Source organism: Microbulbifer maximicatervae (SeqCode) (assembly GCF_052467505.1).
Window position 1 is genome coordinate 1,744,695 of sequence record NZ_CP174313.1, and the last position, 12,652, is coordinate 1,757,346.

10 protein-coding genes are annotated in these 12,652 nt (G+C 49.9%); 5 read left to right on the plus strand and 5 right to left on the minus strand.

Going from position 1 to position 12,652, the window contains the following annotated elements; all coding sequences use genetic code 11:
- Positions 1 to 35: 35 nt before the first annotated feature.
- Positions 36 to 626, minus strand: coding sequence for a TetR/AcrR family transcriptional regulator (locus ACJJIN_RS07735; RefSeq protein WP_444897569.1), 591 nt, complete (start codon positions 624 to 626; stop codon positions 36 to 38).
- A 220-nt stretch (positions 627 to 846) separates the two neighbouring features.
- Between ACJJIN_RS07735 and metH the strand changes: the two genes are divergently transcribed.
- Positions 847 to 4,542 carry a methionine synthase gene (gene metH, locus ACJJIN_RS07740; protein ID WP_444897570.1) on the plus strand — a complete coding sequence of 1,232 codons (3,696 nt, stop codon included), beginning with the start codon at positions 847 to 849 and terminating at the stop codon, positions 4,540 to 4,542.
- Between the two features lie 4 nt (positions 4,543 to 4,546).
- Positions 4,547 to 4,765 (plus strand): DUF2970 domain-containing protein, encoded by a 219-nt coding sequence (locus ACJJIN_RS07745; protein WP_413665506.1) that lies wholly within the window; start codon positions 4,547 to 4,549, stop codon positions 4,763 to 4,765.
- A 618-nt stretch (positions 4,766 to 5,383) separates the two neighbouring features.
- Here ACJJIN_RS07745 and ACJJIN_RS07750 read toward each other — a convergent pair.
- Positions 5,384 to 6,346 (minus strand): hypothetical protein, encoded by a 963-nt coding sequence (locus ACJJIN_RS07750; protein ID WP_444897571.1) that lies wholly within the window; start codon positions 6,344 to 6,346, stop codon positions 5,384 to 5,386.
- Between the two features lie 1,510 nt (positions 6,347 to 7,856).
- On the opposite strand from ACJJIN_RS07750, the gene ACJJIN_RS07755 reads away from it, so the two are divergent.
- Both ACJJIN_RS07755 and ACJJIN_RS07760 read left to right on the plus strand, forming a co-directional pair.
- Positions 7,857 to 9,518 carry a nitrite/sulfite reductase gene (locus ACJJIN_RS07755; protein ID WP_444897572.1) on the plus strand — a complete coding sequence of 554 codons (1,662 nt, stop codon included), beginning with the start codon at positions 7,857 to 7,859 and terminating at the stop codon, positions 9,516 to 9,518.
- Positions 9,502 to 10,050, plus strand: a complete 549-nt coding sequence (locus ACJJIN_RS07760; RefSeq protein ID WP_444897573.1) for a DUF934 domain-containing protein — start codon at positions 9,502 to 9,504, stop codon at positions 10,048 to 10,050. The genes ACJJIN_RS07755 and ACJJIN_RS07760 overlap by 17 nt, the downstream gene beginning before the upstream one ends.
- Positions 10,051 to 10,099: 49 nt before the next feature.
- Here the strand turns inward: ACJJIN_RS07760 and ACJJIN_RS07765 are convergent, their stop codons facing one another.
- Positions 10,100 to 10,702 carry a TetR/AcrR family transcriptional regulator gene (locus ACJJIN_RS07765; RefSeq protein WP_444897574.1) on the minus strand — a complete coding sequence of 201 codons (603 nt, stop codon included), beginning with the start codon at positions 10,700 to 10,702 and terminating at the stop codon, positions 10,100 to 10,102.
- A 108-nt stretch (positions 10,703 to 10,810) separates the two neighbouring features.
- Here ACJJIN_RS07765 and ACJJIN_RS07770 point away from each other — a divergent pair, with 108 nt between their 5' ends.
- Positions 10,811 to 11,545 (plus strand): SDR family oxidoreductase, encoded by a 735-nt coding sequence (locus ACJJIN_RS07770; protein WP_444897575.1) that lies wholly within the window; start codon positions 10,811 to 10,813, stop codon positions 11,543 to 11,545.
- A 54-nt stretch (positions 11,546 to 11,599) separates the two neighbouring features.
- Here ACJJIN_RS07770 and ACJJIN_RS07775 read toward each other — a convergent pair whose 3' ends face one another.
- Positions 11,600 to 11,893, minus strand: coding sequence for a YciI family protein (locus ACJJIN_RS07775; RefSeq protein WP_444897576.1), 294 nt, complete (start codon positions 11,891 to 11,893; stop codon positions 11,600 to 11,602).
- Positions 11,894 to 12,230: 337 nt separating this feature from the next.
- Positions 12,231 to 12,536 (minus strand): YciI family protein, encoded by a 306-nt coding sequence (locus ACJJIN_RS07780; RefSeq protein ID WP_444897577.1) that lies wholly within the window; start codon positions 12,534 to 12,536, stop codon positions 12,231 to 12,233.
- Positions 12,537 to 12,652: the final 116 nt, after the last annotated feature.

Sequence of the window (12,652 nt, forward strand, 5' to 3'; positions counted from 1 at the left end):
GCAACGGTTTTCCCCTCGCGGGCTCAGTAAAAAACTCAGTGTTTCCCCAGTATCTCCTGGGTCGCCAGCATCGCCTCTGCCATTGGCGTATCGTTGCGGTTTAACTTGGCCAACAGGCTGGCTCCCAGCCACAGCTGGTACAAGGAAGCTGCGGTGGCACGGGCATTGAGGGTGCTAGGCAGAGAACCGTCTTCCCCTGCCAGCTCGATACAATTCTGGAGCTTCTGAATAATATGCTCAGTCCCATCTCTGAGGATAACCCGCATCGATTCAGACAGGTCTGCCACCTCAGCGCTAAGCTTAACCACCAGGCAGCGGTGTGCATCGTAACGCTCCCCACTACTCTTCTGCCAAGCATCAAAATAGGCCAATAAATTATCGGCGGCAGATTGATCCTGGGAGGAAAAGCCAACGTCCATCTGTTCCAGGTAGCTGCGAAAATAATCTTCCAGCAGAGCCTCGCCAAATTGCTCCTTGGACTTAAAGTAGTGATAAAAGGATCCCTTTGGCACACCGGCGGTTTTGAGAATTTCACTCAAACCCACACCGGAGAAACCTTTTACGGCCATCACGGTATAACCGGTATCCAACAAATGTTGGCGAGTATCTTCATAGCTGCTTTTCATGCCTAGCACTCTACGCAAAACTAGACCGGTCGTCTAGGGATTTATAGTGATCAGGCGCTGTGAAGTATCTATAAATTGCTCAACTTTAATCAAAACTGCTCTGTTATTGTGGTGGATCAACCAAAAAGGCGTAAGTCGCAGCCAGTGAGTGGGCGTGACTGTGCTAAGATTGGCGCCATTCCCACCATCGGCAAAAGATCGACAATATAAGGATTGGTAAATGTCCCAGCAGTCCCGCGACCAACGTCTCGAGCAAATTAATGCCGCGCTTGCGCAGCGTATCCTGATCCTGGATGGCGCTATGGGGACTATGATCCAGAGGGAGAAGCTGGAAGAGGCCGATTACCGGGGTGAGCGCTTCGCCGACTTCCCACGCGACTTGAAAGGCAATAACGACCTGCTCAGCCTGACCCGCCCGGAGCTAATCGAAAAGATTCATCGGGAGTACCTTGAGGCGGGCGCGGACATTATCGAAACCAATACTTTTAACGCGACCCAGCTGTCCCAATCTGATTACGATATGGAACACTTGGTAGTAGAGATCAACCGGGCCTCCGCAGAGATCGCGCGCCGTGCAGCAGATGCACTCTCTACCCCAGAGCGCCCGCGCTGGGTAGCCGGGGTCATCGGCCCCACTTCCCGCACCGCCAGTATTTCACCAGACGTCAATGATCCAGGGGCACGCAATGTCACTTTCGATGAACTGGTAGAAAACTATGTAGAAGCGGGCCGCGCTTTGGTCGAAGGCGGCAGCGACCTGATCTTAATCGAAACCATTTTTGACACCCTCAATGCCAAGGCCGCTATCTATGCCATGCAGCAGCTCTTTGAGGAGCTGGGTTTCGAATTGCCAATTATGATTTCCGGCACCATTACCGATGCCTCTGGCCGCACCCTTTCCGGCCAAACGACTGAAGCTTTTTACAATTCCGTTGCCCACGCAAAGCCAATTTCTGTGGGGCTCAACTGTGCCCTGGGCGCCACCGAATTGCGCCCTTATGTGGAAGCCTTATCGGGCGCCTGTACCTCTAATGTCTCCGCCCACCCCAACGCGGGATTGCCCAATGAGTTTGGCGAATACGACGAAACCCCTGAGCAGACCGCCGCAATCGTAGCGGAATTTGCCCGCAGCGGATTTATTAATATCCTCGGCGGCTGTTGTGGCACCACCCCCGATCATATTCGTGCAATTGCCGACGCAGTGGCCGATATACCCCCACGACAGCAGCCGGAAATAAAACCTGCTCTGCGCCTGTCCGGACTGGAGCCATTTGTCGCCGATGAAAACGCCTTATTCGTCAATGTGGGCGAGCGTTGCAACGTCACTGGCTCCGCCCGATTTAAGCGCCTGATCCTTGAAGAGGACTACGACACCGCCCTGCAAGTGGCTGCCGCCCAGGTAGAGGATGGGGCGCAGGTAATCGACTTCAATATGGATGAGGCGATGCTGGATGCACTCGCCGCTATGCGCCGCTTCCTCAACCTTGCCGCTACCGAACCGGATATCGCCAAGGTGCCATTTATGGTGGACTCCTCCAAGTGGGAGGTGATCGAGGCCGGCCTGCAATGCATCCAGGGCAAGCCCATTGTGAACTCCATCAGCCTCAAGGAAGGCAAAGAGGAGTTTATCGAAAAGGCCCAACTGTGCCTGCGCTACGGTGCGGCTGTGGTGGTGATGGCTTTTGATGAAGATGGCCAGGCGGATACTTTCGAGCGCAAAATTGAGATCTGCAAGCGCAGCTACGATGTGCTGGTCGATGAAGTCGGCTTCGATCCCACCGATATTATTTTCGACCCGAATATTTTTGCTGTCGCCACCGGTATTGAAGAACACAATAATTACGCGGTGGACTTTATCGAGGCGTGCCGCTGGATTCGCGCAAACCTGCCCGGCGCCCAGATCAGTGGCGGCGTCTCCAATGTTTCCTTCTCTTTCCGGGGCAACAATCCGGTACGTGAAGCCATTCATTCAGTATTCCTGTTTCACGCTATTAAAGCCGGCCTGAATATGGGTATCGTGAACGCCGGACAGCTGGCGGTTTACGACGAACTCCCAGAGGAGCTGCGGGAAAAAGTTGAGGATGTGATCCTCAACCGCAGCCCGGATGCCACTGAAGCCCTGTTGGACATTGCCCCCAAATACCAGGGGGATGGCAGTGGAGCCGTGCGCAAAGAGGACCTGAGCTGGCGCCAATTGCCCGTGACGGAGCGCTTGGCACACTCCCTTGTGAAAGGCATTAATAACTATATCGAGGAAGATACCGAAGAGGCCCGCGCAAGTTCCTCACGCCCACTGGATGTGATTGAAGGTCCACTGATGGACGGTATGAATATCGTCGGCGACCTGTTTGGCGAAGGGAAAATGTTCTTGCCCCAGGTAGTGAAATCCGCCCGGGTTATGAAACAGGCGGTAGCCTACCTGCAACCCTATATTGAAGCGGAAAAAACCGAAGACAGCCGCTCCAACGGCCGTATCCTGATGGCCACTGTTAAAGGGGATGTGCACGATATTGGCAAAAATATTGTGGGCGTGGTGCTGGCCTGCAACAACTATGAAGTAATCGACCTCGGCGTGATGGTGCCAGCGGAAACCATTTTGCAAACTGCAAAGGAAAAGGAGTGTGACATTATCGGCCTGTCCGGCCTGATCACCCCATCCCTGGATGAAATGGTTCACGTAGCCGCCGAGATGGAGCGCCAGGGATTTGATATCCCATTATTGATCGGCGGAGCCACCACCTCCAAAGCCCATACCGCCGTAAAAATTGATCCCCAATTCCACCGCAACCAGGTGGTGTATGTAGCCGATGCATCTCGCGCCGTAGGCGTGGCCAGCAGCCTGATTTCCAATGAGCTGCGCCCAGCCTTTGTGGAAAAAATCCAGGCCGAGTATGAAAAGGTGCGCACCCGCACCGCCAACCGCAAGCGCAATGACACCCGCTTAACCTACGAGGAAGCGCGGGATACTGCCCCGGAATTTGATTGGAAAAACTACCAGCCAGCACGCCCCAACAAGCTGGGCCTTACCGTGATCGACGATTTCCCTCTGGAGAAACTGCTCGACACTATGGACTGGACGCCTTTCTTTATTTCCTGGGATTTGGCGGGTAAATTCCCGGCAATCCTTGAAGACGAAATTGTGGGAGAAGCCGCTACCGATCTCTACGACAACGCCCAGCGTATGTTGAAAGAGATTATCGATAAAAAGCTATTGCGCGCACGGGCCGTATTCGGCCTATGGCCCGCCAATAGCGTCGGCGACGATATCATCGTCTACAAGGATGAAAGCCGCAGTGAGGAGCTGGCTCGCCTTCACCATATGCGCCAGCAGGTACAGAAACGCGGTGGCGATGGCCTGTGCCGCTCCCTGGCAGATTTCGTCGCGCCGCTGGAGTCAGGCCAAATAGACTATGTGGGCGGCTTCGCAGTAACCACTGGCATCGGCGCAGACGAGTTGGCAGACACCTACGAAGCCAAGCACGACGATTACAACGCCATTATGGTAAAGGCCCTGGCAGACCGTATGGCAGAGTCCTTTGCTGAGACACTGCACCGTTTGGTGCGAAAAGAATATTGGGGCTATGCCGAAGACGAAACTCTGAGCAATGAGGAGCTGATCAAGGAAGCCTACCAGGGCATCCGCCCAGCCCCGGGCTATCCCGCCTGCCCCGATCATTCGGAAAAAGCTACCCTGTTCAAATTGCTACAAGCGGAGCAAAATGCAGGCGTCAGCCTTACCGAGCACTTTGCCATGATGCCCGCAGCTGCGGTGAGCGGTTGGTACTTCGCCCACCCCCAGGCAAAGTACTTCAATGTGGGCAAGATCGGCAGGGATCAGCTGCAAAGCCTGGCTAAACGAAAAGGGGTCAGCGAACCGGAATTGGAGCGCTGGCTACGTCCCAACCTCGAGGAGTGAGCCTGTGGAAGATAATAATAAGAAAGCGAAAAAGCCCAATTTCGGCCAGGTGGTAGTCAGTACCCTGGCCGCCGCGATTGGCGTGCAGAGTGATAAAAACCGCGAAAGGGATTTTCAAAGTGGCAGTATTATGACGTACGTTATTGCCGGCGTTGTTTTTACCGCCGTATTTGTAATCGGATTGGCTCTAATTGTGAAAATAGTACTCGGCAATATGGGCTAAGAGCACAGAGTGCTTTCCATCAGCTAGCAGCTACACAAATAAGCCGAGCGAAATGTCTATCGCTAATGCCCGGGACTACACAACTCCGGGCCAGCAGCGGGCTAGCGCGTGGCCACCCAAAAAACACAGGTGGCTACGAAAATTGCGACCAGTGCTACAGCAGCAATTGCATCCACTACATTATCGTCTTCAGAAATTACAGCTACTTCATCATTCATCGAATCTCTCCGATCGTTCTTTATTGTTATTTAAAGTAGTTGGGCCGCTGGATGCGGCAACCCAAGTAGAGCAAATTGAGCCCGCAGTTGCAAGACTGGCTCTAAAACGGCGGTAGAGTTAGCGACCAAGTCTTTTTTGCAATACACCACTGCTCCGCTGTCACAGATCCCGAGCATACGAACAAATTCAACTAGGGTTACATCCTATCCTGCATCATAAACCGCGATAACAGAAAGTGACTTTTACACTTTGCCAACATCTTATCGCAATGCACTCACGTCCGACATAGTGAGAAGTACTGTAACTATGTAATACTTAGAGATTATGAAACTGAAGTTGATCTGATAGAACAGCCAGTGGAGGAGCGGCACCATCAGATCAATAGTAATTTTCTAATATTTAAGAGCTGTAAGCCTGTATCAACTTATTTAGCTCAGACAGTAAAAGCCTCTCAACCTGACCATTACTCATCCTAGCCAGCTCAACATATGAGTATTTTTCCCCCAGACTTTTGGACAAAATATAACCCAAATAATAACCCCTCCGAACAGGCAAACCTGTATCATCAGCTGCGAAGTTATTAAATGAAGATTTTATTGCAGGGTCTTCAGAGTGAAACTTTACTTTTAGATCATTCAATGCAAACAGCAATCGGGCATCTATATCAGGCACCATGCCTGCAGGTATGTTAAGCATTAGCTCATTATAATCAGCACTTGGATTTAGTTCGTGAGAAATATAAGTAGCCAATCCTTCAGTCCAAATATCGCACCATAACTGCTCACAACCCGAAAAATATTTTTCATGGTAAACATGGAACAACTCATGATGAAAAAAGGAGGAATCCACCTCCCACGAATGATACTCAGCCATCATATCCAGCCCGAACATTAAATATCCCTGCCCATCCAGCTTGCGATAAGTACCATTAAATTCCCCAAAAGAGTGAAGCATATAGATAGGAACATCCATAGCCATATCTGAAAAGGTATTGGAGAAAGATTTCAAGTTATCCTCCAGACTTATATTTAGGGATCTCTCCTTTGAAAGATACTTTATTTCGATGTCTGGAAAATTTGAAACTGCACTAAAAACTCTATTTTTAAGAGAGTATTTACCCCCCTCCTCTATCTCACCACCATCTTTATAGTACTCAGGAAATCGATCGCTCAGTTCTTTAGCAATTAAAAATGCTCTAGCTTCATCATCCATCCCTTCTGATGAATTGTATAAATCGTAAAAATCATCCGCCAGGTTATTAACCACGTACCCATTATTAAACTTCTCGCCATCTCCACTAGCCAACCCCATAGACGGCACAAGAAAACACAGCAAAATTAATAATTTTTTCTTATACATCATTCAAACAACCACAATAACAATATCTATACGACTATTTTTTGAGACAACTGCCTTTCTCAATTTTGAAACCCAAAAACACATTGAGATCACCTAAGAACTCTTTTTTAATATAACGCTCCAAGACCAAGTTTTGCGAATAAATAACATGGAAAGCAACTAGATGCAACTTGTACACCGGCACCACTTAACCTCCTAATTTTGACCGAAGCAAGAAACCAATCACTGCAAACCAGCCTCCATTGTAAGTACTTCTTTCACAGTTTAATCCTTGCAAAAATACTGCTCATATTTTCAAGCGCACATGGGATATGCACCTATTAGCCCTAGCCATGGGTAAATATACTTAAAGTTCACACCCTCAGATGACTATCATTTATATTCACACAAAGATCAAATCGCAGCACCTAACACACAGGAAATCAATTGCGCACAGGTTTGACAGCGAAGTTTTACGCTTAAAGAGAGGGAATCAATTAAAAACTAGAAGATTCATCTAAATTTCAATGATAACTCGTAGCGAGAGTAGAGCATTACAAACTTTTGTGCTGGCAGGCATAATCACTTAAAACGACCAAAGGAAATGTTAAAGTGCGACATATAATTGAAATATGGATTTCAATAGGCAATAAACTTCCATGGGCAAGTGGCGCTTTCTCTCGTAAGAGGACAGTGGCAACAAAGAGCAAAAATAACATCAAATAATTTGACAAGCTTCCATTTGCTCAAATAAAAATCTAGTTTAGCGATGTAGGACCCAGCAGGCTTGTAAAGCACCATAGTATCAACAATTAGCAAAGGGTCAACCTTACGCTGTCGAAAGCGGCGTGGTTCTTAATTATCTGAATAAAACTATTCTTTTTTAATTGAGGCTCATCATCGGAGGTAGCAGTTAATTCAGCCCCTAATTACGGCGCTTCTCCGTAATATTGAAACGGGCATCTGGTTCTAGCCAGGTCCTATTTCCATCAAGAGTTAAGTAGGCTTCATAGTCACTCATGTGACTTAACAAAGAAAGACCCAAAGCCCACAAGTTTTGGACCAAGCCACGAAGAGCATGAAGGCTAAGCAACTAAAATTGCGCTGTAAGTGATGTCCAGCTCAGAGAAATCACTTTTGCCTACACCAGAGACCCCAGTTGTTAGTATACAAACACCATCAGTAAGCTCTCAGATGAGAACCTTAGTCAGCTCATCGCTACGAGTACATCTCGACAGTTGCCAAGACAAACTAAGGGCTCACAACTCACAGCACCGAAAAACAAAGCCGCTATAGTCAACATACAGACCTGTGATCAAAATTAAATTGAGCAAAAGGCGGCCACCTCTGAACACCCGGCACCACAAACTAGCACCACAAAAAGTACCCCTTATAACTATTGGTTACAGATATAGCGGAAAATATTGTTATTTATTGCATAAGAGCGCTGGTATGTTATGCGCCAGCGGAGAATCGTCCGGGGCCTGCCCCTTTCTCCACCATCAGCGCACAAAGGCAATGGAATCAAGCTGTTATGTATCGATACGACGACCGGGACCGCGCCATCATCAACGATCGCGTAGCCCAGTTCCGCGGCCAAACGGAACGTTACCTTGCCGGCGAGTTGAGCGAGGAGCAATTCCTGCCGCTGCGCCTGCAAAATGGCCTCTATATTCAGCGACTGGCCCCCATGTTGCGTATTGCCGTTCCCTACGGCCTGCTCAACAGTGCCCAGTTACGCCGTCTCGCCCGCGTAAGCCGCGACTACGATAAAGGCTACGCCCACTTCACTACGCGCCAGAACCTCCAGTACAACTGGCCGCAGCTGGAAGATGTACCCGCTATTCTCGATGAGCTGGCGGAGGTGGAAATGCACGCGGTACAAACCAGCGGCAACTGTATCCGAAATACCACCTCGGACCCCTACGCCGGCATTGCGCTCGACGAGATTGCCGACCCGCGCCCCTACTGCGAGTTGATTCGCCAGTGGTCTACATTCCATCCGGAATTCGCTTTCTTGCCGCGCAAGTTCAAGATCGCCGTCAGTGGTTCAGAACAGGACCGCGCCGCCATCCGTGTACACGATATCGGTGTACAGATCGTCAAGCGCGGTGAAGAGATTGGCTTCCAGGTATTGGTAGGTGGCGGTCAGGGCCGCACACCGGTTATTGCCGAGACCATCCGCGACTTCCTGCCGGAAGAAGACCTGCTCTCTTACCTTGAAGCGATTGTCCGCGTTTACAACCAGCTGGGTCGTCGCGACAACAAGTACAAAGCGCGCATTAAAATTCTGGTCAAGGCCCTCGGCCCGGAAGAGTTCGGCCGCCGCGTGGAAGAAGAGTGGCAACACATTAAAGACGGCGCTGAAAAGTTAACCCAGGAAGCATTGGATTGGGCTAAATCCTTCTTCACAGCCCCGGAATATCGCGAGTTTGACGGATCAGCTGCTGAAGCTGCACTGTATCAACAAGCTGACAGCGACAAAGCCTTTGCCCGCTGGCTTGAACGCAACACCTACCCGCACCGGGTACCCGGTTATCGCGCGATTAAGTTGTCCACCAAACCCACTGGTGTACCCCCAGGCGATGTAACCGATGCCCAATTAGAGGCTATTGCCGATCTCGCCGATACTTTTAGCTTTGGTGAAGCCCGGGTAACTCACGACCAGAATGTGGTACTCGCAGACGTCGAACAGGACAAACTGTTTGAACTCTGGCAACAAGCCCGCAAGCACGGCTTCGCCACACCGAATATCGGCACCCTGACCGATATGATTTGCTGCCCCGGCGGTGACTACTGCTCACTTGCCAATGCCAAGTCCATCCCGGTAGCCGAAGCCATCCAGCGTCGCTTTGATGATATGGACTACCTGTACGACCTGGGTGATCTCAACCTCAATATCTCTGGCTGTATGAATGCCTGTGGCCACCACCACGTGGGACATATCGGCATCCTCGGCGTCGACAAAAAAGGCGAAGAGTTCTACCAGATTCAGCTGGGCGGCAGTGCATCCAACGAGGCCAGCCTGGCCAAAGTATTGGGCCCCAGTTTCTCCCGCGCTGAAGTGCCAGACGTGATCAGCAAAATCCTCGACCTCTATGTCGAGCAACGCCAAACGGAAGAGCCCTTTATCGACACCTACAGCCGCATCGGCCTTCAGCCCTTCAAGGAGAGAGTTTATGCCAAAGCCAGCTAAACTGGGCCCACAGCCGGGCAACCCCGCAGAACTGATCATCGATGGTGAAGTAAAGACCAACGAATGGCAGCTGGTACCCCAACTGGAAGCGGGAGAGGAGTTGGACCCAAGCACCCTGCCCTCCGGCAAAATTATCCTGCCACTGCGACAGTGGCTGGCGCATCGCGATGCGCTGTCATCCCGCAGTGACGAAGTCGGTGTTTGGCTGGACAGTGAAGAAGGTGCCGAGCAGATTGCGGAAGAAGCTCCCAAATTGCCGGTAATTGCCGTGCACTTCCCAGCATTTGCCGACGGTCGAGGCTTTACCGCAGGCCGTATGCTGCGCGAGCGCTACAGCTTTACCGGAGAGTTACGCGCAGTAGGCGGGTTTATGCGAGACCAGCTGACCTATTTACAGCGCTGCGGCTTCAATGCCTACGCATTTGAAGGCGAACAGCCTCTGGCAAGTCTTAAAGACTCGATGAGCGATTTTGGCGATAGCTACCAAACAGGGGTAGACCAACCGCTACCCATGTTCCGCCGCCGCTTCTAAAGCTCAATTTAGACCTCTGAATACTCAGGGGTCTAAATTTTCACTTCCATCACGCCTCCAACCCCAATCCATTAAGTGCAAACTCCAAAGAGGGTTCCACCTCCTTGAGTTCCCGCCCGGATCGCAATACCGATGCTGTGCCATGCAACAAGGTAATCAGGTACATAGCGCACTCCTCGGCACGCCGATCCAGCCCTATAGCCTGGGACTCTTTATCAAAACGAAACAAGTCAACCAGTTGCTTTACCGCTTCTGCGTCAGCAGCTTTTAAAGCGTCAATGGCATCAGAAGGCAAAACATCACCGGCAGTTTCCGATAATCCAAACGCCAGATAACAACCCCTCGGGGTTCCCTCCCCCGCTTGCCCTTTAACGGTAGCCAACAAATAACTATGCAATCGCTGCCGTAACGGCACTCCCTCTTCCGTCAGGAACTGCATACGATCTTTGGCATATCTATCCAGGTATTGCCCCAATGAAAGAACAAACAGTTTCTCTTTATTGCCAAAGGAAGAATACAGACTTGGCTTGTTAATCCCCATAGCCTTGGTCAGGTCCGCCATTGAGGCGCCCACATAGCCCTTTTTCCAAAAGACTTTCGTTGCTGATTCCAACGCATGCGCCTTATCAAACTCCGGCTTGCGTCCCGCCATTGGCAATCTCCCAAAAATTGTTTTGACAATATTGTACCGATCGGTAAGACTTAGCTCAAACCTTACCGATCGGTACAATATTGATCAACCCTTCACAGGAGAACAGAATTGAGCATTTCAATCGAAGGAAAAACTGCCCTTGTAACTGGAGCAAACCGCGGAATTGGCAAGGCAATTGTCGAGCGCTTTCTCGACGGTGGCGCAAAAAAAGTCTATCTGGCCGTTCGCAACCCAGAGACAACGACAGAGCTGACAGAAAAATATGGCGACAAAGTAATCACATTGGAACTCGATGTGGCAAAAGCCCAAAGTGTAGGGGCGGCGGCAAAGGCGATTCAGGAATTGGATATTCTGGTGAACAATGCCGGGGTACTTGCGCCCGCAGACCCGCTTAGCGACCATGTAGAGGACTCTCTTAAGCAGGAACTGGAAGTGAATACCTTTGGGCTTGTCCGTGTAGCCAAAGCATTCACCCCCCATTTGGAAAAGAGCAAAGGCGCCCTGGTACAAATGAATTCGGTAGTATCCTTGCGTACCTTCCCACACGTTAGCACCTACTCCGCATCCAAAGCCGCCAGCTACGCAATTACCCAGGCACTTCGAGAAACGCTTCAGGAGCGAGGCGTACAAGTATTGAGTGTTCACCCCGGCCCCATCAAAACAGATATGGCCAAACAGGCTGGGCTGGAGGACGGAGAATCCCCCAGTGCAGTGGCTGAGGAAATTGTTGGCGCGCTAAAAAATGGGGATTTTCACCTCTTCCCGGATGCCATGTCGCAGACTTTTGAAGCCGCTTATCAGAGCTTCTCTGATTCGGTGATCACCGCAGACCTTAGCGAATAACACGACCGAAGATTGTCTGAGTAAGAAGTAACACAAGCCTCGAAGGAACCCGATCTAGGGTTCTTTCAAGAGGCTGGAAAATTCCTCTGAAGCCATAACGGGTACAAACTCTGTAATCGTAAATGTCGACGCCCCATGTTTTGTGAAAGGGTCTTCTTCCAGAACCTTTCGCAGCACTTCCTCAGAGGGATGACGTGAAATAATTATCGCGCCAGTTCTAGGCTCTTTCGCCCCCCCAAAAAGCAGGTCTCCCGATTTATAGTGTCCCTCCAGGTAGCTCACATGCTCCGCCATTAACTCTGGGGTCAGTTTTTTAATATCCGGGAAATTCAAGTTCACTAAAAACATAACGTCTCCCCCCTCCTTAGGGGCTATATATCAACTCTTTACACCACTTTAAGCTTGCAGAAATAGCCTCCACCAATCTAATAGATAGCAAATCTTTCCACCTTGGCGATAGAGGATAATCCCCAAGTAGTAGCTTAAATGAAAACCATCGGAGATTGATGATCGGGCATCATTTAATTTAATGGTGCCATCAAGTACCTTTCTTTAGGCAATAGTGTAAATAGACGATACTTAAGATTAATCAAGTTACATGTGGCCTGAAGAGCTTCATCTGCCCTCCAGGCTATGGTATCCCCCTCAAAGCCACATACCAAACTCCCCTCAAAACGTTTGGTGATTAATGCGAACTCATTTTTAGAAGGTGTAAAAACTGTTCAGAGGCCATAACAGGCTCAAATTCGATTAGCGAATAAACTGCCACTCCACTTTTTATAAAAGGGTCCTCATCAAGCACTCTCTGTAATGCTTCTTCAGTGTTGTGACGAGAAACAATAATCCCACCAGTCCTGGGATTTTTCCTTCCTCCAAAGAGTAAACTTCCAGACTTGTACTCCCCCTCCAGATAAAGCCTATGCTTCGCAGTCAGCTCTGGGGTTAGCTTTTCCAAATCCTTAAAATGCATATCCACTAAAAACACACCCATTCCCTCTTCTCTAAAAATACCATAAAATTGCTACTGATTTCGTAGCAACTGTAACGCTACTAATTTAGAAGCGCAAGAACCATGGCAACTCCTCTACCGAAAAAAACTGTCCGAGG